This is a genomic window from Streptomyces sp. NPDC088810 (assembly GCF_044750305.1).
Lineage (GTDB): Bacteria > Actinomycetota > Actinomycetes > Streptomycetales > Streptomycetaceae > Streptomyces.
In genome coordinates, this window is record NZ_JBIVJQ010000010.1 from 255502 (window position 1) to 278807 (window position 23306).

At 71.1% G+C, this 23306-nt stretch carries 23 protein-coding genes and 1 riboswitch; of the genes, 11 read left to right on the plus strand and 12 right to left on the minus strand.

The window, feature by feature from the left end; all coding sequences use genetic code 11:
* The first annotated feature begins 91 nt into the window (after nt 1-91).
* From nagB to ACIP4Y_RS29065, 6 genes are all read left to right on the plus strand, one after another.
* Nucleotides 92-877 carry a glucosamine-6-phosphate deaminase gene (gene nagB, locus ACIP4Y_RS29040; RefSeq protein ID WP_401398700.1) on the plus strand — a complete coding sequence of 262 codons (786 nt, stop codon included), beginning with the start codon at nt 92-94 and terminating at the stop codon, nt 875-877.
* 201 nt (nt 878-1078) lie between these two features.
* Nucleotides 1079-1840 carry a GntR family transcriptional regulator gene (locus ACIP4Y_RS29045; RefSeq protein ID WP_358644022.1) on the plus strand — a complete coding sequence of 254 codons (762 nt, stop codon included), beginning with the start codon at nt 1079-1081 and terminating at the stop codon, nt 1838-1840.
* A gap of 123 nt (nt 1841-1963) precedes the next feature.
* Nucleotides 1964-2227 carry a DUF3311 domain-containing protein gene (locus ACIP4Y_RS29050; RefSeq protein ID WP_358644024.1) on the plus strand — a complete coding sequence of 88 codons (264 nt, stop codon included), beginning with the start codon at nt 1964-1966 and terminating at the stop codon, nt 2225-2227.
* On the plus strand, nt 2224-3852 hold the full coding sequence (gene mctP / locus ACIP4Y_RS29055) for a monocarboxylate uptake permease MctP (RefSeq protein ID WP_401398701.1): 1629 nt from the start codon (nt 2224-2226) through the stop codon (nt 3850-3852). The genes ACIP4Y_RS29050 and mctP overlap by 4 nt, the downstream gene beginning before the upstream one ends.
* A gap of 228 nt (nt 3853-4080) precedes the next feature.
* Nucleotides 4081-4215: riboswitch (cobalamin riboswitch) on the plus strand.
* A 125-nt stretch (nt 4216-4340) separates the two neighbouring features.
* Nucleotides 4341-6710 (plus strand): ribonucleoside-diphosphate reductase subunit alpha, encoded by a 2370-nt coding sequence (locus tag ACIP4Y_RS29060; RefSeq protein WP_401398702.1) that lies wholly within the window; start codon nt 4341-4343, stop codon nt 6708-6710.
* Nucleotides 6710-7723: a ribonucleotide-diphosphate reductase subunit beta gene (locus ACIP4Y_RS29065; RefSeq protein ID WP_358644029.1), complete on the plus strand. Its 1014-nt coding sequence runs from the start codon at nt 6710-6712 to the stop codon at nt 7721-7723. Before ACIP4Y_RS29060 ends, ACIP4Y_RS29065 begins: the two co-directional genes overlap by 1 nt.
* A 98-nt stretch (nt 7724-7821) precedes the next feature.
* Here ACIP4Y_RS29065 and ACIP4Y_RS29070 read toward each other — a convergent pair whose 3' ends face one another.
* Nucleotides 7822-8031, minus strand: coding sequence for a hypothetical protein (locus ACIP4Y_RS29070; protein ID WP_401398703.1), 210 nt, complete (start codon nt 8029-8031; stop codon nt 7822-7824).
* A 93-nt stretch (nt 8032-8124) separates the two neighbouring features.
* Here ACIP4Y_RS29070 and ACIP4Y_RS29075 point away from each other — a divergent pair, with 93 nt between their 5' ends.
* Nucleotides 8125-9087, plus strand: a complete 963-nt coding sequence (locus ACIP4Y_RS29075) for a GlxA family transcriptional regulator (RefSeq protein ID WP_401398704.1) — start codon at nt 8125-8127, stop codon at nt 9085-9087.
* A gap of 19 nt (nt 9088-9106) precedes the next feature.
* On the opposite strand, the gene ACIP4Y_RS29080 is transcribed toward ACIP4Y_RS29075, so the two are convergent.
* The 10 genes from ACIP4Y_RS29080 to ACIP4Y_RS29125 all read right to left on the minus strand — a co-directional run bounded on the left by ACIP4Y_RS29080 (nt 9107) and on the right by ACIP4Y_RS29125 (nt 19088).
* Complete coding sequence (locus tag ACIP4Y_RS29080; RefSeq protein WP_401398705.1) at nt 9107-10486, minus strand: cytochrome P450; 1380 nt, start codon at nt 10484-10486, stop codon at nt 9107-9109.
* Nucleotides 10483-11568, minus strand: a complete 1086-nt coding sequence (cyc1, locus tag ACIP4Y_RS29085; protein ID WP_401398744.1) for an epi-isozizaene synthase — start codon at nt 11566-11568, stop codon at nt 10483-10485. The genes ACIP4Y_RS29080 and cyc1 overlap by 4 nt, the downstream gene beginning before the upstream one ends.
* A 293-nt stretch (nt 11569-11861) precedes the next feature.
* Nucleotides 11862-12512, minus strand: coding sequence for a peptide deformylase (gene def, locus ACIP4Y_RS29090; RefSeq protein WP_401398706.1), 651 nt, complete (start codon nt 12510-12512; stop codon nt 11862-11864).
* 63 nt (nt 12513-12575) lie between these two features.
* The gene (locus ACIP4Y_RS29095; protein WP_358644039.1) at nt 12576-13556 is read right to left on the minus strand and encodes a hypothetical protein; all 981 of its coding nucleotides are present in this window, start codon (nt 13554-13556) and stop codon (nt 12576-12578) included.
* Between the two features lie 99 nt (nt 13557-13655).
* Nucleotides 13656-14939 carry a metal-dependent phosphohydrolase gene (locus ACIP4Y_RS29100; protein ID WP_358644040.1) on the minus strand — a complete coding sequence of 428 codons (1284 nt, stop codon included), beginning with the start codon at nt 14937-14939 and terminating at the stop codon, nt 13656-13658.
* Nucleotides 14936-16240 carry an HD-GYP domain-containing protein gene (locus ACIP4Y_RS29105; protein ID WP_401398707.1) on the minus strand — a complete coding sequence of 435 codons (1305 nt, stop codon included), beginning with the start codon at nt 16238-16240 and terminating at the stop codon, nt 14936-14938. Before ACIP4Y_RS29105 ends, ACIP4Y_RS29100 begins: the two co-directional genes overlap by 4 nt.
* A gap of 142 nt (nt 16241-16382) precedes the next feature.
* Entirely contained in the window at nt 16383-16694 is a 312-nt protein-coding gene (gene rsrA / locus ACIP4Y_RS29110) for a mycothiol system anti-sigma-R factor (RefSeq protein ID WP_401398708.1), read from the minus strand.
* The gene (sigR, locus tag ACIP4Y_RS29115; RefSeq protein WP_358644046.1) at nt 16691-17386 is read right to left on the minus strand and encodes an RNA polymerase sigma factor SigR; all 696 of its coding nucleotides are present in this window, start codon (nt 17384-17386) and stop codon (nt 16691-16693) included. Before sigR ends, rsrA begins: the two co-directional genes overlap by 4 nt.
* Before the next feature lie 255 nt (nt 17387-17641).
* Entirely contained in the window at nt 17642-18271 is a 630-nt protein-coding gene (locus ACIP4Y_RS29120) for an alpha/beta family hydrolase (RefSeq protein WP_358644048.1), read from the minus strand.
* 1 nt (nt 18272) lies between these two features.
* Nucleotides 18273-19088 carry an SOS response-associated peptidase gene (locus ACIP4Y_RS29125; RefSeq protein WP_358644050.1) on the minus strand — a complete coding sequence of 272 codons (816 nt, stop codon included), beginning with the start codon at nt 19086-19088 and terminating at the stop codon, nt 18273-18275.
* Nucleotides 19089-19138: 50 nt separating this feature from the next.
* Between ACIP4Y_RS29125 and ACIP4Y_RS29130 the strand changes: the two genes are divergently transcribed.
* From ACIP4Y_RS29130 to ACIP4Y_RS29145, 4 genes are all read left to right on the plus strand, one after another.
* A complete protein-coding gene (locus ACIP4Y_RS29130) occupies nt 19139-19861 on the plus strand; it encodes a M50 family metallopeptidase (protein WP_358644052.1) in 723 nt (240 codons plus the stop codon).
* Nucleotides 19862-19889: 28 nt separating this feature from the next.
* Nucleotides 19890-21206: a 3-phosphoshikimate 1-carboxyvinyltransferase gene (aroA, locus tag ACIP4Y_RS29135; RefSeq protein ID WP_401398709.1), complete on the plus strand. Its 1317-nt coding sequence runs from the start codon at nt 19890-19892 to the stop codon at nt 21204-21206.
* 11 nt (nt 21207-21217) lie between these two features.
* Complete coding sequence (rsgA, locus tag ACIP4Y_RS29140; protein ID WP_401398710.1) at nt 21218-22228, plus strand: ribosome small subunit-dependent GTPase A; 1011 nt, start codon at nt 21218-21220, stop codon at nt 22226-22228.
* An 85-nt stretch (nt 22229-22313) separates the two neighbouring features.
* Nucleotides 22314-22637, plus strand: a complete 324-nt coding sequence (locus ACIP4Y_RS29145; RefSeq protein WP_030787784.1) for a multidrug efflux SMR transporter — start codon at nt 22314-22316, stop codon at nt 22635-22637.
* Between the two features lie 44 nt (nt 22638-22681).
* Here ACIP4Y_RS29145 and ACIP4Y_RS29150 read toward each other — a convergent pair whose 3' ends face one another.
* Nucleotides 22682-23287, minus strand: a complete 606-nt coding sequence (locus tag ACIP4Y_RS29150; protein WP_358644058.1) for a helix-turn-helix domain-containing protein — start codon at nt 23285-23287, stop codon at nt 22682-22684.
* Nucleotides 23288-23306 lie beyond the last annotated feature (19 nt).

Below are 23306 nucleotides of genomic sequence, written 5' to 3' on the forward strand. Positions count from 1 at the left end.
GCTCTTCCCGCGCTCTCGTACGTCGATTCTGTTAGATTGGTCTAAACCACATAGAGACGCACAGAGCCCTCTCCAGAACGGCAGGCCCAGCGTGGAAGTTGTCATCGTTCCGGACGCCGCTGCGGGCGGCGAGCTGATCGCCGAGGCCATGGCCCAGCTGCTGCGACGCAGGCCCGACGCCCTGCTCGGCGTGGCCACCGGCTCCACCCCGCTGCCCGTCTACCAGGCGCTGACCGCCAAGGTGCGCTCCGGCGCCGTGGACGCCTCGCGGGCGCGGATAGCGCAGCTCGACGAGTACGTGGGGCTGCCCGCGGACCATCCCGAGTCCTACCGCTCGGTACTGCGCCGCGAGGTGCTGGAGCCGCTCGGGATGGGCATGGACGCCTTCATGGGGCCGGACGGCACCGCCGAGGACGTCCAGGCGGCGTGCGAGGCGTACGACCGCGCGCTCGCCGAGGCCGGCGGGGTCGACCTCCAGCTGCTCGGCATCGGGACCGACGGGCACATCGGGTTCAACGAACCGTGCTCCTCGCTCGCCTCGCGCACCCGGATCAAGACGCTGACCGAGCAGACCCGGATCGACAACGCCCGCTTCTTCGACGGCGACATCGAGCAGGTCCCGCACCACGTCATCACCCAGGGCATCGGCACGATCCTGGAGGCCCGGCACCTGGTGCTGCTGGCGACCGGCGAGGGCAAGGCGGACGCGGTCGCCGCGACCGTCGAGGGACCGGTGGCCGCCGTGTGCCCCGCCTCCGCGCTCCAGCTGCATCCGCACGCCACGGTGGTCGTCGACGAGGCCGCCGCGTCCAAGCTGAAGCTGGCCGACTACTTCCGCCACACCTACGCCAACAAGCCGGAGTGGCAGGGGATCTAGCCCCGGGCGGCGGCACCCCGGAGCAGAGCGGGGAACGCTCACCCTCCCGGTGGACTAGACCAACAGCGGGTGCAACGGTATATAGAGGAGATCACGGAGCGTGCGGGCTGGAGTGCTGAGACGACAACCCGTGCCACGATGTGAGCCGTGGCCGATGGGGATGTCGGTCGCTTTCGGCATTCGGAGCCGGGAAGGCAGAGCATGAGCACCGACGTCAGCAGTGCGGAGAACGAGGCCGGCACCACCCGTACCGCGCGTGTGCCCAAGTACTACCGCTTGAAGAAGCACCTGCTCGACATGACGGAGACCCAGGCGCCGGGCACGCCGGTCCCGCCGGAGCGCACGCTGGCCGCCGAGTTCGACACCTCCCGCACCACGGTGCGCCAGGCCCTGCAGGAGCTGGTGGTGGAGGGCCGGCTGGAACGCATCCAGGGCAAGGGCACGTTCGTGGCCAAGCCCAAGGTCTCCCAGGCCCTCCAGCTCACCTCCTACACCGAGGACATGCGCGCCCAGGGCCTGGAGCCGACCTCGCAGCTGCTGGACATCGGGTACATCACCGCCGACGACCGGCTCGCCGAGCTGCTCGACATCACCCCCGGGGGGCGCGTGCTGCGCATCGAGCGGCTGCGCATGGCCAACGGTGAGCCGATGGCGATCGAGACCACCCACCTGTCCGCCAAGCGCTTCCCGGCGCTCCGGCGCTCGCTGGCGAAGTACACCTCCCTGTACACCGCGCTCGCCGAGGTCTACGACGTCCACCTCGCCGAGGCCGAGGAGACCATCGAGACCTCCCTCGCCACCCCCCGCGAGGCGGGTCTGCTCGGCACCGACGTGGGCCTGCCGATGCTGATGCTCTCCCGCCACTCGCTGGACCGCGAGGGCCAGCCGGTGGAGTGGGTGCGCTCGGTGTACCGCGGTGACCGGTACAAGTTCGTGGCCCGGCTGAAGCGGCCCGCGGAGTAACCGCCGGGCACGTTCGCCGAATCGAGATACCGATATGCGGACGAGGTCTTCCACTCCCACGACGGCGTCACCTAGATTGCCTGCGCATTACACAGGTGATCAGCGAGGGGACGGAGCCGTGGCATGTCCGAAACGCCTGAAGTGAGACCGCCGGTGGTGACACCGGGCCGGGTGATCATCGCCCTGTGTCTCGTCGCGCCCTTCGTGGCGATGCTCTGGGTCGGCTCGTACGCCAAGACGGATCCCGCGTTCATCGGGATCCCGTTCTTCTACTGGTACCAGATGCTCTGGGTGCTGATCTCCACCGCGCTCACCATGCTGGCGTACAAGCTCTGGCAGCGTGACCAGCGCTCCCGCCAGGGCGCGCAGGGGGGTGCGGCGAAGTGAAGGACGGCGTCAACGGCGTCGCGCTCGGCGTCTTCATCTTCTTCTTCCTGGCCGTCACGGTCATGGGCTTCCTGGCCGCGCGCTGGCGCAGGGCCGAGAACGAGCAGTCCCTGGACGAATGGGGTCTGGGCGGCCGGTCCTTCGGCACCTGGATCACCTGGTTCCTGCTCGGCGGTGACCTGTACACGGCGTACACCTTCGTCGCGGTACCGGCGGCGATCTACGCGGCGGGCGCGTCCGGCTTCTTCGCGGTGCCGTACACGATCCTGGTGTACCCGCTGATCTTCACCTTCCTGCCGCGCCTGTGGTCGGTCTCGCACCGGCACGGGTACGTCACCACCTCCGACTTCGTGCGCGGCCGGTTCGGCTCGAAGGGCCTGTCGCTGGCGGTGGCGGTGACCGGCATCCTGGCGACCATGCCGTACATCGCGCTCCAGCTGGTCGGCATCCAGGCGGTGCTGGACGTGATGGGCGTCGGCGGCGGCGAGAACACCAACTGGTTCGTGAAGGACCTGCCGCTGCTGATCGCCTTCGGTGTGCTGGCGGCCTACACGTACTCCTCCGGCCTGCGCGCCCCCGCGCTGATCGCGTTCGTCAAGGACACGCTGATCTACATCGTCATCGGTGTGGCGATCATCTACATCCCGATCAAGCTGGGCGGGTTCGACGACATCTTCGCCAAGGCGGGCCACGCGTTCAGCCAGGTGAATCCGGCCACGAACAAGCCGCGCGGCGCGCTGGCGCCGGCGGACGCGAACCAGTGGACGTACGCCACGCTGGCCCTCGGCTCCGCGCTGGCGCTGTTCATGTACCCGCACTCGATCACCGCGACCCTGTCGTCCAGGAGCCGTGAGGTGATCCGCCGCAACACCACGATCCTGCCGCTGTACTCCCTCATGCTGGGTCTGCTGGCCCTGCTGGGCTTCATGGCGATCGCGGCCGGAGTGAAGGTCACCAACGGCCAGCTGGCCATCCCGCAGCTGTTCGAGGACATGTTCCCGGACTGGTTCGCGGGCGTGGCCTTCGCGGCGATCGGCATCGGCGCCCTGGTCCCGGCGGCAATCATGTCCATCGCGGCGGCCAACCTCTTCACCCGCAACATCTACAAGGACTTCATCAAGCCCGACGCCACGGCCGCGCAGGAGACCAAGGTCTCCAAGCTGGTCTCGCTGCTGGTGAAGGTCGGCGCCCTGGTCTTCGTCCTCACCATGGACAAGACCGTCGCGATCAACTTCCAGCTGCTGGGCGGCATCTGGATCCTGCAGACCTTCCCGGCCCTGGTCGGCGGCCTGTTCACCCGCTGGTTCCACCGCTGGGCACTGCTCACCGGCTGGGCGGTCGGCATGATCTACGGCACGGCCGCCGCGTACGGCATCGCCTCGCCGACCCAGAAGCACTTCGGCGGCAACGCCAAGGAGATCCCGGGCATCGGCGAGATCGGCTACATCGGCCTGACGGCGTTCGTCCTGAACGTTGCGGTGACCGTGGTCCTGACCGTCGTCCTGCGGGCCGTGAAGGCCCCCGACGGCGTCGACGAGACCAGGCCGGAGGACTACACGGCCGACGCCGGCGACCCGGGCGTCCAGGTGGAGCTGCCCCCCGCGACCGCAGGCGCCAGCCACTAGGCAGCCGCCGCTCGACGGGCCGTCGGAGGCACCTCCGGCGGCCCGTCGTCGTACCGGCGGGCCGCTCCCGACGCGTACGACGACCGGGCGCGATCACAGCCGGGGCCCATGACACCGTCGTCGCCTCCGGTGGCCCCCGGCCGGCCCTGCGGCCGGGACAGGCCGACGTACGAGTTGCCTCTCCGACACCGGACCGGCACAACATCTGGGGGTGCCACGGGAACCCGGCACTAGATGTATGCTCGTGATCGCTGTCGCCGCAGGGGAATCCGGTGTGAGTCCGGAACTGTCCCGCAACGGTGTACCTGCGTGCATCCGCACGCCTGTTGAGTCCGAGGACCTGTCGGCAGCACACCCGGACGTCCGGTCCGGGTGGGTTCTGAACGTCCGGGCCTCGTGGAGTGGGCCGGTGGACGCGACGCCGTGCGCGCTCGTGGCTGCCCCCTGCCCTCCGCCAGGCCCCCGTGCCGAGCGAGGGAGAGCCCCACGTGACCATCGCGCCAGCCGACCCGGCTTCAGTCAGCGAGCTGGAGACCGACGGTCCCGGTACCGCACTGCTGCGGACCCTGACCGAGCTGACCGCCGACCTGCCCGACGCGGACCCGGGCCGGATCGCCGCCGCCGCGTTGCGCGGCCGGTCCGCGCGGGCCGACGAGGCGGAGCTGCGTGAGCTGGCCACGGAGGCGGCCGCCGGCCTGATCTCCGAGGACCCCGCCTACTCGAAGCTGGCCGCCCGGCTGCTGACCCTCACCATCCGGGACGAGGCCGCCTCGCAGGGCGTGACGTCCTTCACCGAGTCCGTCGTGGTCGGGCACCGCGAGGGCCTCATCGCCGACCGCACCGCCGAGTTCGTGCGCCTGCACGCCGAGCGGCTCGACGCGCTGGTCGACGCCTCCGCCGACGACCGGTTCGGCTACTTCGGCCTGCGCACCCTCTACTCCCGTTACCTGCTGCGCCACCCGATCACCCGCAAGGTGATCGAGACGCCCCAGCACTTCATGCTGCGCGTGGCGAGCGGTCTGGCGGAGGACGACACGACCCGCTCGGTGGACGAAGTCGCGTCCCTGTACGGCCTGATGAGCCGCCTGGACTACCTGCCGTCCTCCCCCACCCTGTTCAACTCCGGCACCCGGCACCCCCAGATGTCGTCCTGCTACCTGCTGGACTCGCCGCTGGACGAGCTGGACTCCATCTACGACCGCTACCACCAGGTCGCCCGGCTCTCCAAGCACGCCGGCGGCATCGGCCTGTCGTACTCCCGCATCCGCTCGCGGGGTTCGCTGATCCGGGGGACGAACGGGCACTCCAACGGCATCGTGCCGTTCCTGAAGACCCTGGACGCCTCCGTGGCCGCGGTGAACCAGGGCGGCCGGCGCAAGGGCGCGGCCGCGGTCTACCTGGAGACCTGGCACTCCGACATCGAGGAGTTCCTGGAGCTGCGGGACAACACCGGCGAGGACGCCCGCCGCACCCACAACCTCAACCTCGCGCACTGGATCCCGGACGAGTTCATGCGCCGGGTCAACGCCGACGAGCAGTGGTCGCTGTTCTCCCCCGCCGACGTCCCCGAACTGGTCGACCTGTGGGGCGAGGAGTTCGACGCCGCCTACCGCAAGGCCGAAGCCGCCGGACTGGCCAAGAAGACGCTCCCCGCGCGGGAGTTGTACGGCCGGATGATGCGCACCCTGGCGCAGACCGGCAACGGCTGGATGACCTTCAAGGACGCCGCCAACCGCACCGCGAACCAGACCGCCCTGCCCGGCAACGTCATCCACTCCTCCAACCTCTGCACCGAGATCCTGGAGGTCACAAGCGACGGCGAGACCGCCGTCTGCAACCTCGGCTCCATCAACCTCGGCGCCTTCGTGCAGGGCGAGGACATCGACTGGGAGCGCCTGGACGAGACCGTCCGCACCGCCGTGACCTTCCTCGACCGCGTGGTGGACATCAACTTCTACCCGACCGAGCAGGCGGGCCGCTCCAACGCCAAGTGGCGCCCGGTCGGCCTCGGCGCGATGGGCCTGCAGGACGTCTTCTTCAAGCTGCGCCTGCCCTTCGACTCCCCCCAGGCCAAGGCCCTCTCCACGCGGATCGCCGAGCGGATCATGCTCGCCGCCTACGAGGCCTCCGCCGACCTCGCCGAACGCAACGGCCCCCTGCCCGCCTGGGAGCAGACCCGCGCCGCCCGCGGAGTCCTCCACCCCGACCACTACGACGTCGAGCTGACGTGGCCGGAGCGGTGGGACGCCCTCCGCACGCGCATCGCGGAGACGGGCATGCGCAACTCGCTGCTCCTCGCGATCGCGCCGACGGCCACCATCGCGTCCATCGCGGGCGTGTACGAGTGCATCGAGCCGCAGGTCTCCAACCTGTTCAAGCGCGAAACCCTGTCCGGCGAGTTCCTCCAGGTCAACTCCTACCTGGTCCAGGACCTGAAGAACCTCGGCGTCTGGGACGCCCGCACCCGCGAGGCCCTGCGCGACTCCAACGGCTCCGTACAGGACTTCCTCTGGATCCCGGAGGAGGTGCGTGAGCTGTACCGCACGGCCTGGGAGATCCCCCAGCGCGGGCTGATCGACATGGCCGCCGCCCGCACGCCCTTCCTCGACCAGGCCCAGTCCCTGAACCTGTTCCTGGAGACGCCGACGATCGGCAAGCTCTCCTCGATGTACGCCTACGCCTGGAAGTCCGGGCTGAAGACGACGTACTACCTGCGCTCGCGTCCCGCGACGCGTATCGCGCGCGCCGCCCAGGGCCAGGCGCAGGCCGCCAAGCCCGTCCCCGCGCAGCAGGTCGCCGAGCCCGACGCGATCGCCTGCTCCCTGGAAAACCCCGAGTCCTGCGAGGCCTGCCAGTAATGACCAGCCGAAACACCAACCTGCTCGACCCCGGCTTCGAGTTGACTCTCCGCCCCATGCGCTACCCCGACTTCTACGAGCGCTACCGGGACGCCATCAAGAACACCTGGACCGTCGAAGAGGTCGACCTCCACTCCGACGTCGCCGACCTCGCCAAACTCACGCCCGAAGAGCAGCACCTCATCGGCCGCCTCGTCGCGTTCTTCGCGACCGGCGACTCGATCGTCGCGAACAACCTGGTGCTCACGCTCTACAAGCACATCAACTCCCCCGAAGCCCGCCTCTACCTCTCCAGGCAGCTCTTCGAGGAAGCCGTCCACGTCCAGTTCTACCTGACCCTGCTGGACACCTACCTGCCCGACCCGGACGACCGCGCCGCAGCCTTCGACGCCGTGGAGAACATCCCCTCCATCCGCGAGAAGGCCGAGTTCTGCTTCAAGTGGATCAACGAGGTCGAGAAGATCGACCGGCTGGAGAGCAAGGCCGACCGCCGCCGCTTCCTGCTCAACCTCATCTGCTTCGCCGCCTGCATCGAAGGACTGTTCTTCTACGGCGCCTTCGCCTACGTCTACTGGTTCCGCAGCCGCGGCCTCCTGCACGGCCTCGCCACCGGCACCAACTGGGTGTTCCGTGACGAGACCATGCACATGAGCTTCGCCTTCGACGTCGTCGACACCGTCCGCAAGGAAGAACCCGACCTCTTCGACGACCAGCTCCAGCAGCAGGTCACCGACATGCTCGCCGAAGCCGTCGAAGCCGAGCTGCAGTTCGCCCGCGACCTGTGCGGCGACGGCCTGCCCGGCATGAACACCGACTCCATGCGGCAGTACCTGGAGTGCGTCGCCGACCAGCGCCTCACCCGCCTCGGCTTCGCCCCCGTCTACGGCTCCGAGAACCCCTTCTCGTTCATGGAGCTCCAGGGCGTCCAGGAACTGACCAACTTCTTCGAGCGCCGTCCGTCGGCGTACCAGGTCGCCGTGGAAGGCACGGTCGACCTGGACGAGGACTTCTGAGCGACCGCTGCTTCGGCTCCCCGGCGCCGCCCGTCCGTACGGCCTCGACCGTGCGGTACGGGCGGCGCCGTCCGCTGTGACGGGAGATCCGGGGGCTGTCAGGCGGGGCGAGCCGCGCCGTGGCGCCTCCCGTGGGGCCTAGCCTCCTGGGCCGGCCCGGTGTGCGTCCCCGGCTGTTGGGCCTGCCTGAGCTGCCGGTCGATGCGCCTGTCACGCAGGACACCGAGCACGGAGGGCAGGATCAGGAGGACCAGGATCCCAAGGGTGGCGAGCATTCCGATCAGGCCTTCGATCTGGTTTCCGTTCATGGACACCACTGTCGCGCCGAATGCTCCTTACCGGCAGTGGCAGGACTGCCGTAGACCCTCGAATTACTGCCACCGTCGAGGCACACTGGCAGCATGCTGAAGAACGTGGCCGCCGTGCTGCTGAACGGGGTGCACCCCTTCGAGCTGGGTGTCGTGTGCGAGGTGTTCGGCATCGACCGCAGCGATGACGGGCTGCCCGGGTACGACTTCGCCGTGGTGTCGGCGGAGGGACCCGAGCTGGGCACGCACTGCGGGTTCACCGTGTCCACGCCGTACGGCCTGGAGCGGCTGGAAGAGGCCGATCTGATCGCCGTACCGGCCGGTGAGTCCTATGCGGAGCGCGCGTATCCGCCGGAACTGCTGGCGGCGCTGCGGCGGGCCGTGGACCGTGGCTCGCGGGTGCTGAGCGTCTGCTCCGGGGTGTTCGTGCTGGCCGCGGCCGGGCTGCTGGACGGGCGGCGGTGTGCGGTGCACTGGCACCATGCCGAGCAGCTCTCCCGGCGCTTCCCCCGGCTCACGGTCGAGCCGGACGTGCTGTACGTGGACGAGGATCCCGTGATCACCTCGGCCGGCACCGCCGCCGGGATCGACGCCTGTCTGCACCTCGTGCGCAAGGAGCAGGGGCCGGAGGTGGCCAACAAGATCGCCCGCCGGATGGTGGTGCCGCCGCACCGGGACGGCGGGCAGGCGCAGTTCATCGAGCGGCCGCTGCCGAAGGCACCCTGCGACACGGTCGGGGAGGTGCTGGCCTGGATGGAGGCCCACCTCGATCAGGAGGTCACGGTCGAGCAGCTCGCCGCCCGCGCCCACATGGCACCGCGCACCTTCGCGCGGCGCTTCCAGCAGGAGACGGGGACCACCCCCTACCGCTGGATTCTGCGCCAACGGGTACTGCTGGCGCAGGAGTTGCTGGAGGGCACGGACGAGACGATGGACGCCATCGCCTGGCGTACCGGGTTCGGTACGGCCGCGGCGCTGCGCCACCAGTTCCTCCGGGCGCTGGGCACGACCCCGAACGCCTACCGACGCGCGTTCCGGGGCCCGCAGGCCGCCTGAGCGCGCGCCGGCACCGGGCCTACCAGGGGATCGCCCGCAGGAGCAGGTTGTGCGGGCGGAGCGTGATGCCCACGCGGGTGGTGTCGTCGGACCCGCCGGCCTGCTCGAAGCGGTACTTCGCCGAGACCGCCGCGGTGATCAGGCTGAGCTGGGTCATGGAGAAGTGGTCGCTGGGGCACTTGCGGTTGCCCACGCTGAACGGGCTCATGGCGTACTTCGGTACGTCCTTGGCCCGCTCGGGCAGCCAGCGGTCGGGGTCGAAGTCGAGGGAGCGCGCGTAGGAGCGGCCGTCGCGCTGGATGGCGTAGGGGCTGTAGACGATGTCCGCCCCCGCGGGGATGCGATAGCCGCCGAGTGCGGTGTCGGTCACCGCGCGCCGCGTCAATATCCATACGGCGGGCCTGAGCCGCATGGCCTCGACGACGACATTGTTGGTGTGCGTGAGTGAGCGAACGTGCTCGAATCCGACGGGTCGGCCACCGGTCACGGATTCGACCTCGGTCCGTACCTTCTCGGCGTGTTCCGGGTGTTCGGCGAGGACCTGCAGCAGCCACATGATCGTGGACGCGACTGTTTCGCTGCCGGGGGTGAGTATCGCGACGACCTGATCGTGGATCTCCTGTTCCCCGATGGGGTCGCCATTGTCGTCCTTCGCCTCCAGCAATGCCGTCAGCAAATCGTCCGGCTTTTGACCAGATGCCCTCCGCTCGGCGACGATCTCGTCGACCAGCAGATGCAAATCGGCCAGCGCCCGGTTGAATTCGCGGTTGGCCGGGAACGGCAGCCGGTAGAGCGGCCCGAGCGGGATCACCATCCGGCGGTACATACCGCGGAAGACGGTGGCGAGGTCGATGCTGAGCCGTTCCGCGCGCTCGTCCATGTACTCGCCGCGCAGCAGGCAGCGGGCGGCGATGCGGACGGCGACCCGGAAGGACTCGGAGATGCAGTCGACGGTCTCGCCGGGCTGCCAGCGCTCGGTCAGCGCGTGCGCCTCCTCCTCCATCACCGGGCCGTAGTGGGGTATGGCGTCGAGCCGGAACGCGGGCTGGATGGTGCGCCGCTGCCGGCGGTGCCGGGGGCCGTTCGCGGTGGCCACGCCCTCCTTGCCGAGCAGGCCCTCCAGGGACTCCCACAGCGGGCCGTCGATCTTGAAGTCGGGGCTCAGGGCCAGGGCTCCGGTGAGGGCCGGCGTGGTGACGGCGTACACCGTCTTGGGGCCGAGCTTCAGGCGTACGACGTCTCCGTGGTCGCGCAGCCCGGACATGAAGGCGAGCGGGTCGCGGACCAGTTTCAGGCCGTGGCCGAGGACCGGTACGGCCCCTCCGGCCAGCGGCGGTACGCGCAGTTCGGGCGTCTCGGGGGTGGCGGGGGTCTGGGGGCTCACCGACTCGACGGTCATTTCTCACCTGCCGTTTCGTTCGTGACGTACGGGGGCGTGGACCGGTCGTCCCAGCTGTCGACCATGTACCGGCCGGACTCGTGGTGGAACCAGTAGACGGAGCTGAACCAGTTGCGCATGGCGCCGACGCAGGACCGGACGGCGGCGCTCAGTTCCTTGCCGCGCACCGTTCCGTCGTCGAGGTCGCGGGCGAATGCCAGGGCTTTTCGTTCGGCGTCGAGGAATTCGCTGATGCATTCCTCGACGCGCCGCCTGATGTCGTCCACCGCTTCTTCGAGGGTCAGCCCCGCATGGGTGACGAGGCTGATTCCGAGATTGTGCACCTCGTCGCCCGCTATTTCCTTCGGCAGCGAGCAGAGGTCGTTGTACCAGGCGGCGAATTCCTGACTGAGAAGTGCCGCCCGACGGTACGCCGGATTTTTCCGTACCCTGTCCGGCAGTTCACATCCGGCACTGGGTTCGAGCAGGTCCGTCCATATCCAGTGCGCGAAGGTGAGACGGCGCAGGGCGAGGTACTCCTCGACGCCGGGTATGTGTCCCCGGGTGCGGTTGCGGAATTCCCGGTCGTAGGCCTCGATCACCGCGTGGAAATGCCGGGCGAACCGCCGGTTCCAGGTGTGCGGCAGGAAGCCGTACAGCCGCAGCACGCTGTCCGCGAAGCCCGCCACCAGCGGGTCGGGGTGGTGCAGGTGGTGCCTGGGTGCGTCGAGAGCCGCGTGCAGCCGGTACCGCAGCCGCCGCCAGTCGTCCGCCCGGCCGTGCACGATGTCGCGGTCGTGGCGGTCGTCCCAGACGAAGAACCAGGCGCTGTAGTCGGCTATGGCCTGCAGGACCTCGTCGGAGGCGTCTGTGTAGTAGCCCGCCATGAGGTCGGTGTAGCACAGTCCATCGGCATATTCCTGCACCTTGGCCGGTGGCATGAGCCGTTTTTCCAGGAGCCAGACGCGTGTCTTCTCCTGGAGTCTCGGCCAATACGGATGCAGTTGCCGGGGAAAGGCGGACTCGATCACCGGGAGTGCCAGTGAGGGTGGGACTACGACCGCCGTCTGCGTCGCTGTGGTGCTGTGTGGGAAAGCTTGCACAGAACAAACCCCTCTCAGCCGCCAGGAAGCGCACACCCCTACCGTTGTGCCGGGCGTGCGCCGTTGCGTATCCCCGCACTTCCATTCAGCACCACAACTGACCGCCGTGGGAACGGATTTGCTTCACTCACTACCCCAAGGTGCCGAGAATCTCCCCCTGCGTGACTGATTAAGGATCACTAGGAGCGCGGAAGGGATCGGTTGTACGACGCACGTTCGAGCGAACCGCGGCAGCACGAGGGCGCCCGGCCAGGGAGGATCCCCGGCCGGGCGCCCCAAGTGCGCTGCGCCGGTCAGTCGTTGGCGACGACGGGGTAGCGTGGCTCGTTCTCGGCCATCTGCCGCAGCGCGTCCTTGCGGTCCCGCTTCGACAGCCGGTCGATGTACAGGTAGCCGTAGAGGTGGTCGGTCTCGTGCTGCAAACAGCGCGCGAAGTAGCCGGTGCCGCGGACCTTGACCGGGTTGCCCTGCTCGTCCTGCCCGGTCACCTCGGCGTAGTCGGGACGGGCGAGCGACGCGTACGCCGTGGGCACGGACAGGCAGCCCTCGTTGCTGTCGTCCAGCCGGCGCTTCTCGGCGGGCAGGTCGACCAGCTTCGGGTTGCACACCACGCCGACGTGCCGGACGCCCTCGTCGTCCTGGCAGTCGTAGACGAAGACCTTCAGGTCGACACCGATCTGGTTGGCGGCCAGGCCCACGCCCTCGGCGGTGCGCTGGCTGGCGAACATGTCGGCGACCAGCTGCTGCAGCTCCTCGCCGAACTCGGTGACGTCCTTGCACTCCTTGTGCAGCACCGGGTTGCCGACGACCGTGATCGGCCGCGAGGTGCCGCGCTCGCGCCAGGCCCTCTCGCGCTCCTCGCAGTCCTCCGTGTCGACGACATAACCCTCGTCGTCGACGGGGAGCACGCCCGCGTGCTGCTGATCGGTGTCCTGCTGCGCCATGACCGACGTACGCCTTCCTCAAAGAACCGGGGAGATGTTGCTGATACAGGGTACGGCGCCTGGTCAGCAGACCTCTTCCAGATCGCGCCAGTCCCGCGAGTCCGGACTGTCCGCGACCCACCCGTCCAGCAACCCCCGGACCAGCGACGCCGGCGCAGCCACCCCGCACTCCCGCTCCGGCACCCACAGCTGCCCGTCCGTCCGGTGTCCCAGCGGCCCGGGGTGCCCCGGCTCGCTGTGGTCGTGCGGGTCGAGGTGGACGCCCTCGCCCTCGTCCGACGGCATCCGGGACTCGCTGCACATCCGGCACAGCAACCGCACCGAGGACGACCAGTCCTCCGCGGCGAACCCCGCGTCGGAGGCCAGCTGCTCCAGCGCGTCCCGGTCCGCCTCGGTGGCCGCCTCCAGCAGGACCACCCAGGTGGGCACGGGCGACGGCGCCCACAGCTCGATCTCGTCGAAGACCGGGTAGGAGTGCCCGGTGGAGGTGGTGCGTTCACCGTGCGGGACACCGTCGTGCAGCACGACCTCGCCCCAGCGCCGCCCGGACGAGGGAAGCGGGATGGAGAGCACCTCCAGCCGGGCCGGGTCCAGCCGGCGGCCCCAGACCACCTCGGCCTCGCCCTCCGGGGACAGCCGTACGGCCGCGCTGCCCAGCTCCATGCCGACGGGTTCCGCGGCGGCCGCGGAGCCCCCGGGCACCTTCAGCCCGTACGCCTGCCAGGCACGGCGGGCCAGCGGCCAGTCCTGCAGGGCGGTCGCGGCGATGCCGACGTTCCACCAGTCGGGCGCCCCGGTCTCCCGGTCGAGCAGGGCGACCGCGCGCAGTCCGGCCGCGCGGGCCTGCTCCCAGTCGTGCCGGAACTTGTGCAGCAGGGCGAGGTTGAACCAGGACTCCGACAGCCAGGGTTCCAGATCGGCGGCGCGTGTCAGCAGCTCGCCCGCGTCCTCGTACCGGCCGTCGCCGATGAGTGTGAACGCCCGGTCGGTGGCCTGCCGCCAGGAGGCGGAGGGCCGGTGCCGTCCCTTGCCGAAGATCCTCACGATTCCCGCCTGCCAGTTCCATTTCCCGCTGTGGGCTGGCTTGTGCCCCCGGACACCCTCTCCCTCGCATCCAACCACGTGCGGCGGGAAAGGCGCTCATTACCCATGGGTTACCCAGCCGGGCACGGGGTCAGACAGTCCCGTTCGCCGCACCGGCACCCGCTCACGGCCGCCCGGGGGCCGGGCCAGCACCCGGGCGAGCGACTCCACGACCTCGGGAGCGTAGTCCCCGGCGGTGCCGAGGCGCAGCTCCTCCAGCGCACGCAGGGGGCCCTCCGGACCGGCGTCCCGGGTCATCTCGTCGTAGGCGTTGACGGCCCGGACGATCCGGGCGGCGAGCGGCTGCTCCCGGCAGGGGTCGGCCTGCCGCTCCACGACGACGGCGACGGCCGCGTCCACGCCGGTCTGCCGGACGACGGCCCCGCCGAGCAGTGCGATGCGCCGCTGCTCCGCGGCGGGCAGGGTCGCGGTGGCGCCGCCCGGGACCGGGTCGACCAGGCTGAGCTGGCCGATGTCGTGCATCAGGGCCGCGTACTCCAGGACGGTCAGTTCGGGGCCGGTCAGGCCGAGGTCCCGGCCGACGGCCCGGCTGAGCGCGGCGACGCGGTGGGCGTGCCCGGCGGGGGTGCAGCCGGCGATCTCGGTGGCGCGGGCGAGGGAGGCGATGGTCTGCCGGTAGGTGGCGCGGACGGCCGCGTACCGGCGCAGGGACAGCTGGACGAGCAGCATGGGCAGGCAGAACACGGGCAGCGCCCACAGGCCGACGACGGCGACCGCGAGTGCCATCACCGCGCCGGTCGCGCAGACGGTGGAGCCGATGCCGAGCAGCCCGCACAGTTCCTCGCGCAGCAGCGGGCCGAACGGCCAGCGGGTGCGGCTGTGGGCGAGCGCTGCGGCCAGGACGGCACCGCACAGGGAGGTCAGGGCGAGCAGGGTGAGTAGCAGGAGGGCGTAGGCGGGGCCGCCCCAGGAGGCGAAGACGCCCTGGCTGTAGAGGGGTTGGAAGCAGACGGCGGCGAAGCCGACGGTGAGCAGGCGGCGGGCCAGGTGGTCGACGGTGGGGCTGCTGCCGGACCAGATGTGCGGTACGGCGCCGAGCACGGTGGCGACGAGGACGACGGTGACGACCTGGGCGGCGTCGTGGTGGCCGGGCCGCCCGGCGTCGGCGCCCAGCAGGGCGTACGCGAGGGAGCCGGCGGCACCGAGGGGCGCGGCCTGCCGCTGTGCCTGCGCGTCGCTCCACCGGGTCAGCTCGCCGACGGCTATGAGCACCCCGAAGGCGAGCGCGACGCCCCGGTCGTCGAGGCCGGTCCACAGGGTGACGGCGAGGGAGCCGGCCGCGACGAGGGCCGCGGCGCCGTGGATGAGCCGCAGGAGGGTCATCGGGGCGCCCCGGTGCCGGCGGCCCGCTCGGCGGCCGGGGTGTCGTGGGCCGGTTCGTCGGCGGTGACCGCCGGGTGCCAGCCGGAGCGGGCCAGGGCGCGGACGAGCGCGCCGACCATGCGGGGGTCGAAGTGCTTCCCGGCGCAGCGCTCCAGCTCGGCGACGGCGGCCTCGACCGGGCGGGCCCGGCTGTAGCAGCGGGTGGAGGTCATGGCGTCGAAGGCGTCCGCGACGGCGACGATCCGGGCGCACTCGGGGATCCGGTCGCCGGCCAGGCCGTACGGGTAGCCGGTGCCGTCGAGCCGTTCGTGGTGGTGGAGGATGGCGGCGCGGGCCTCGCCGAGGAAGGAGATGCCGCGGACCATCTCGTGGCCGTACTCCGGGTGCAGCTCGATGATCCGCCGTTCCTCCGGGGTGAGCGGGCCGTTCTTGCGCAGCAGCCGGGTGGGGACGCCGAGCTTGCCGACGTCGTGCAGGATGCCGGCGAAGCGCAGCACCTCGACGCGTTCGTCGTCCATGCCGAGTTCGCGGGCGATCAGGACGGAGGCCTGTCCGACGCGTTCGCTGTGGCCGCGGGTGTAGCCGTCCTTGATGTCGACGGCCTGGACGAGGGCGCGGATGGTGGCCTGGTGGGCCGCGCGTTCACGGTGGTACTGGGCGAACACCCACCAGGAGACGCACATCGGCAGCAGCACGAGCAGCGCGGCCACCGGGCCGTACGGGCTGCGCCACAGTACGGCCATCATCAGTCCGGCGAGTCCGTGCACCGCGACGGGCGCGACGGAGCGGGCCAGCAGCCCGCGCCAGGCCCGGCGCAACGGCACCAGGCCCACGGCCGCGCGCAGCCCGCCGTCGAGCACGGTGAGCACCAGGCAGAAGGCGAGCACGGCCGCGCCGGCGGGCAGCAGGGCGTGCGGGAAGTCGGAGCCGGCGACGGTGTCCCGGCCGCCGAGCGTGCCGTGCACCCGGGCGGCGGCCCACACGGCGAGCGCGGGCTGCGCGGCCCGCCACACCCGGCGGGGCAGGGCGGGCCGGTGCTCGACCGGGGAGAGCAGCCCCGCGGGCACCGGGACGAGCGCGGCGGCGGCCGGGGGCAGCAGGAACGCACCGGCGAGCAGGACGGGGTAGAAGGTGCCGCCGAAGCGGCGGCGTACGGCGTGCTCGCAGGCCGCGCAGAGGACGGCGAGCAGGCCCAGCGCCCACCAGGGGGTGTGTTCGGCCGGCAGGGGCAGCAGGCAGAGGGCGGCCAGGAGGGCGACGGCGGCCACATATCCGCGTGCCCTCGCCGTTACCGCGTCCATCAGCCCCTCCCCGATCGCCCGACCGTGCCCGTCCAGGCTCGGAGCGTAGGGCGGGATCGGGGGGTTCGGGGCTTATGACCTGAGGATTAGCACGTTCGGGTGATACGACCCTTCCGTGCTCCTTCGGCTGGTCCCGGGCGGGTCAGGACTCCTGGGGTGCCGCCGGGGCCTTCGTCACGTCGTGCTCCGGCACGGTCTGCCCGGAGCGGATCAGCTCGATCCGGCCCATGACCTTGGCCCGCAGGTCGGCGGGCACGTCGTCATGGCCGCAGCACCGCTTCACCAGCTTCTTCACGGCCTGCTCCAGGCCGTACTTCTCCAGGCAGGGCGAGCATTCCTCGAAGTGGTGCTGGAACTTGTCGCGGTCGACGGCCGGCATCTCGCTGTCGAGGAACTCGTACAGGTGGTCGAGGACCTCACTGCAGTCCGTCTCGTGCGGCTCTCCGCAGCTCATGAGCCCGAGCCTTTCGCTTCGTTCGACTCTCCGGCGCCGGCCGGGACCAGGCCGCGCTCACGGGCGTAGTCCTCCAGCATCCCGCGCAGTTGACGGCGGCCCCGGTGCAGCCGGGACATCACCGTACCGATGGGTGTCCCCATGATGTCCGCGATCTCCTTGTACGCAAAGCCCTCGACATCCGCGAGGTAGACGGCGATGCGGAACTCCTCGGGGATCGCCTGCAGCGCTTCCTTCACGTCCGAGTCGGGCAGGTGGTCGAGCGCCTGCGACTCGGCGGAGCGCAGACCCGTCGACATGTGCGACTCGGCGCGGGCGAGCTGCCAGTCCTCGATCTCCTCCGCGGCGGAGCGCTGGGGCTCGCGCTGCTTCTTGCGGTAGGAGTTGATGAAGGTGTTGGTGAGGATCCGGTACAGCCACGCCTTGAGGTTGGTGCCCTCGCGGAACTGGTGGAAGGACGCGTACGCCTTGGCGTACGTCTCCTGCACCAGGTCCTCGGCGTCGGCCGGGTTGCGCGTCATGCGCAGGGCGGCCGAGTACATCTGGTCGAGGAATTCGAGCGCGTCCCGTTCGAAGCGCGCGCTGCGCTCCGCGGTCGTCTCATCGGACGCGTCCGCGCTGACGCCCTGGCCCTCGGGCAGCTCCGCCTGGCCGTTGTCGGTCCCTGCGTCGGTCCCAGTGACCGGACCCACCTCCTCAAGATCCCGGGCGGGACCGAAACCGGCCCCACTCGTTTCGGAGGATAGAACACGACCCGTGCCTGCCGCCCCTCGAATAGGTGCGGTCTTCGCCGCGTGCAGCACCGTCCAGTCCAGGTCAGCGCTACGCGTACGGCTCGGGCAGATGGTCGAACCCATGCGGCGGACTTCCTCTCCTACGACGTCGGTGCCGAGGCCTCCAGCACTTCTGTCGGCCACAACAGCGGGGCGCCGCCCGGCATTCCCGGGTCACCGGAGTGACACGACCCACTCCCCGACCGCGCCGGTGACGATCTCCAGCGCCCGCTCCTGGGTGAGCTGCGCGCGCTTGGGCACGGCGAAGCCGTGATCGCCGTACGGCACCTCGACCAGTGCGAAGTCGCCCTGCGGGAACTCCGCCGGCCTGCCGAAGGGGTCGTTCCCGCCCTGCACGACCAGCGTCGGCACCCCGGCGCCCAGCAGCTCCTCGGCCCGGGACTTCTCCGGCTTTCCCGGCGGGTGCAGCGGGAAGCTCAGGGCGAGCACGGCGTGCGCGCCCAGCTCGGCCGCCGTACGGCAGGCGACCCGGGCGCCCGCGCTGCGGCCGCCGGAGATCACCGGCAGGCCCGGCTCGGTGAGCGCGGGCCACACCCCGCGCCACCCGGTGTCCAGGGTCTTCGGCGCGGGCGCGACCTTCCTGCCAGCGACCCGCCAGGGCTGTTCGACCAGGGCGACGGTGACGCCGTGCGCGGGCAGCGCGGCGGCGAGGGCCCGGAGGTCGCGGGCCTCGATGCCGCCGCCCGCGCCGTGGCCGACGGCCAGCACCAGCCGTGCCTTGCTCGCCGTGTGCCAGGTGATCCGGGCGTCCCCGGCGTCCGTACCGACCGTCTGTGTAGTCACGTCAGAAGAGTGTGCCCTCTTCCGGTGCCTCCAGTTCCTTCAGCAGCTCCGGGCCGTTGTTGCGGACATTGCTGACGGCGGTGGAGACCGGGTAGGCGCGCATCAGGCCGGCCGGCGGCGGGGCGAGCAGTTCGCGCAGGCCGTCGGGGTCGGTGCGGGAGGGGTCGAGCCAGGCGTCCCAGCGGTCCGGGGTGAGCATGAGCGGCATCCGGGGGTGGATGTCGGCGAGGGAGTGCGGGCCCTCGGCGGGGGCGACGGCCAGCGGGGTCTCCTCCGCCTCGGTGGTGATCACCGAGCAGGTGGCCCACCAGGCCTGCGGGTGGTCGTCGGGCAGGGTCCGGTCGCGCCAGAACTCGTACAGCCCGGCCATCGCGAACACCGAGCCGTCGGCGGGCAGCACGAAGTACGGCTGCTTGCGCGGCCGCTTCTTCCTGCCCTCCACCTCCAGCTCGCGCTCCTGGCTGCCGGTGACCCACTCGTAGTAGCCGTCGGCCGGAAGGATGCAGCGGCGGGCGGCGAAGGCGCGCCGGTAGGCGGGCTTCTCGTGCACGGTCTCCGCGCGGGCGTTGATCATCCGGGCGCCGCCCTCCGGGGTCTTGGCCCAGGACGGGACCAGGCCCCACTTCAGCCGGCGCAGCTGACGAACCGGACGCGGGGAGTCCGCGTCTTTCAGGGGGCGGTCCAGGACGGCGTAGACCTCCTTGGTCGGCGCCACGTTGTAGTCGGGCTCCAGGGTCTCCTCGGGCTCCCACTTCTCGATCTCAAAGACTCCTGCGAGATCCTCGGGCCTACGACTCGATGCATACCGTCCGCACATACGTGCCACACTGCCAGATTCCGCACAGGGAAAGGGACCCATCAGCCCCTATGGACAGCCTCGCCGCCACCGCGCTGCCCGACGTCTGGGACCGGCTCACCGGCACCCAGCCCGATCCCGACCTGTGGGTGGTGCTGGCCACCCTGGCCGCGGCGCTCGCCGTGGTCCTCCCGCACCCGGTGTGGCGGATATCCCGCAACGCGGTCACCATCGCGCACGAGGGCGGCCACGGTCTGATCGCCCTGCTCACCGGCCGGCAGCTCACGGGTATCCGGCTGCACTCCGACACCAGCGGGCTCACCGTGAGCCGGGGCAAGCCGTACGGGCTCGGCATGATCCTGACCGCCGCCGCCGGGTACACCGCACCCTCGCTGCTGGGCCTCGGCGGCGCCGCGCTGCTGGCCACCGGGCGCATCACCCTGCTGCTGTGGGCGGCCACCGCCCTGCTGGTGGCGATGCTGGTGATGATCCGCAACGCGTACGGCGTGCTGACCGTGGTCCTCGCGGGCGGGGCGTTCCTGCTGGTGTCGTGGCTGACGGGACCGCAGGTGCAGGCGGCGTTCGCGTACGCGGTGGTGTGGTTCCTGCTGTTCGGAGGGGTACGGCCGCCGTTCGAGCTGCAGGCCAAGCGGTCCCGGGGCGGGGCCGGGGACTCGGACGCGGACCAGCTGTCCCGGCTGACGCACGTACCGGCGGGCCTGTGGCTGTTCCTGTTCCACGCGGTGTCCCTGTGCTCGCTGATCGGCGGAGGGCGCTGGCTGCTGGAAGGTTGAGACCGGGCCCTCCTTATAAAGTGGCCCCATGGCCCCGAACACCTCCTCCACCGCCCTCTGGCCCGCCCCGCACGCGAGCGGAGCCGTCGACGCGACGGTCCACGTGCCGGGGTCCAAGTCGGTCACCAACCGCGCCCTGGTCCTGGCCGCCCTGGCCTCCGAGCCCGGCTGGCTGCGCCGCCCGCTGCGGTCCCGGGACACCCTGCTGATGGCCGGGGCCCTCAGGGCCCTGGGTGTGGAGATCGAGGAGGGGGTCGGCCCGGACGGCACCGGTGAGGCCTGGCGGGTGCTGCCCGCGGAGCTGCGCGGCCCGGCCACGGTCGACGTCGGCAACGCCGGCACGGTGATGCGGTTCCTGCCGCCGGTGGCCGCGCTGGCCGACGGTCCCATCCGGTTCGACGGGGACCCGCGGTCGTACGAGCGTCCGCTCAACGGTGTGATCGACGCGCTGCGGGTGCTCGGCGCCCGGATCGACGACGACGGCCGGGGCGCGCTGCCGCTGACCGTGCACGGCGGCGGGGCCCTGGACGGCGGCCCGGTGTCGGTCGACGCCTCCTCCTCGTCCCAGTTCGTCTCCGCGCTGCTGCTGTCCGGCCCACGCTTCAACCAGGGGGTGGAGGTCCGGCACACCGGGGCGACGCTGCCCTCGATGCCGCACATCCGGATGACGGTGGACATGCTGCGCGCGGTCGGCGTCCAGGTGGACACCCCGGAGTCGGGCGGCGAGCCAAACGTGTGGCGGGTGACGCCGGGCGCGCTGCTCGGCCGGGACCTGACGATCGAGCCGGACCTGTCCAACGCGCAGCCGTTCCTGGCGGCGGCGCTGGTCACCGGCGGCAGGGTGCTGATCCCGGACTGGCCGGCCCGCACCACCCAGCCGGGTGACCGGCTGCGGGAGATCTTCACCGAGATGGGCGGTTCCTGCGAACTCACCGAGTACGGGCTGGAGTTCAGCGGTTCCGGGGCGATCCACGGCATCGACGTGGACCTGGGTGACGTGGGCGAGCTGACGCCCGGGATCGCGGCGGTGGCCGCGCTCGCCGACTCGCCGTCGACCCTGCGGGGCGTGGCCCACCTGCGGCTGCACGAGACGGACCGGCTGGCCGCGCTCACCAAGGAGATCAACGAGCTGGGCGGTGACGTCACGGAGACGGCCGACGGCCTGCACATCCGCCCGCGCCCGCTGCACGGCGGGGTGTTCCACACCTACGAGGACCACCGCATGGCGACCGCCGGCGCGGTCATCGGCCTCACCGTGCCGGGCGTGCGGATCGAGAACGTGGCGACGACGGCGAAGACCCTGCCGGACTTCCCCGAGCTGTGGACCGGGATGCTCGGGCAGTAGGGACTTGAGTCATGCGCCGTTACGGCAAGCACACCGACGAGGACGACATCCGCAGCCGTCCCAACCGCAAGGGCAACCGGCCGCGGACGAACATCCGGCCCAAGCACGAGGACGCGGCCGAGGGCATGGTCCTCACCGTCGACCGGGGGCGGCTGACCTGCCTGGTGGAGGACCGGGCCGTCCTGGCAATGAAGGCCCGGGAACTGGGCCGCAAGGCGGCCGTGGTGGGCGACCGGGTGGCCCTGGTCGGTGACCTGTCCGGCAAGAAGGACACCCTCGCGCGGATCGTCCGCATCGCGGAGCGGTCGTCGGTGCTGCGCCGTACCGCCGACGACGACGATCCCTACGAGCGGGTGGTCGTCGCCAACGCCGACCAGCTGGCGATCGTGACGGCCCTGGCCGACCCGGAGCCGCGGCCCCGGCTGATCGACCGCTGCCTGGTCGCGGCCTACGACGGCGGCCTGGAGCCGCTGCTGGTGCTGACCAAGTCGGACCTGGCCCCGCCGGACAAGCTGCTGGAGCTGTACGGCGACCTGGACATCCCCTACGTCGTCACCAGCCGGGAGGAGCTGGAGAGCGGCGGTGCGGCGGACCGGGTGCGCGAGCACCTGGCCGGCAAGATCACCGCGTTCGTGGGGCACTCGGGCGTCGGCAAGACGACGCTGGTCAACGCGCTGGTGCCGCAGGAGCGCCGGCGTCTGACGGGTCATGTCAACGCGGTGACGGGCCGCGGCCGGCACACCACCACCTCCGCCCTGGCGCTGCCGCTGGCCGGCGCGGACGGCTGGGTCGTCGACACCCCGGGCATCCGTTCCTTCGGGCTCGCGCACATCGATCCGTCGCGGGTGATCCACGCTTTCCCGGACCTCGAACCGGGCACGGAGGGCTGCCCGCGCGCGTGCAGCCACGACGAGCCGGACTGCGCGCTGGACGCGTGGGTCGAGAAGGGTCACGCGGACCGGGCGCGGCTGTACTCGCTGCGCCGGCTGCTGGCCACCCGGGAACGCAAGGAAGGCGACTGAGGCTGGCGTTGTTTGGGGTGGTGCCGGTTCGGTAAGTGCATAATCGCACCGAGCCGGAGATCCGGACCCAACGGGAGGACCGCACATGGCGTGGCTGCTGGTCATAGTGGCCGGGATTCTGGAGACCGGCTTCGCCGTGTGCCTGAAGCTCTCGCACGGGTTCACGCGCCTGTGGCCGACGATCGCCTTCGCGTCGTTCGCTCTGGGCAGCTTCGGTCTGCTCACCCTGTCCCTGAAGAAACTGGACGTCGGCCCCGCCTACGCCGTGTGGACCGGCATCGGCGCGGCGGGCACCGCGATCTACGGCATGGTCTTCCTCGGTGACCTGGTCTCCACCCTGAAGATCGTCTCCATCAGCCTGGTCATCGTCGGGGTGATCGGGCTGCAGCTGTCGGGCTCCGCCCACTGATCGGCGTTGTCGCCCCCGGCTCGGGCAGCCCGTCCCGGCGGCCGTCACACCAGGTGCCGCGGGAGCACCGCCCGCACCAGCTCCTCCATCCCGCCCTCCCCCGGCGGTGCCGCGACGCAGGACAGGGCGAGGCGGACGACCAGTTCGCACGAGCGCAGCAGCTCCGCGGTGTCGGCCGGGGCGGCGCCGGGACCGGCCAGCGCGGTCGCCGCGCGGTCCCTCACGATCCGCACGAAGTCGCGGGGCGCCGGCAGCGGCCCGTCCGCCCGGCGCTGCGCCGGCACCGGGGAGGTGGAGGGTACGGCGGTGAGCGGCGGGCTCGGCAGCCGCTCGGTCCAGCAGCCGGTGAGGATCGCCCGGACCAGCGCGTTGTCCCGGGCGGCGGCCGCCGTCCACTCGGCGGTGGCGGTCAGCCGGGTGCGCGCCTCGGCGGAGCCGGCCAGGGCCCGCTCGACACCGGCGAGGTACCCGTCGGCCTCCCGCAGCACCAGCGCCCGGGCCAGGCCGTCCTTGCTGCCGAACTCGTTGTACAGGGTCTGCCGGGACACGCCCGCCGACGCCGCCACGTCGACCATCCGCACCGCCGACCACGGCCGGCGCGTCAGCGCCGTGGAGGCGGCGTCCAACAGCGATTCCCGGGCAGCAGGCATCCACGCCTCCCTGGACCAC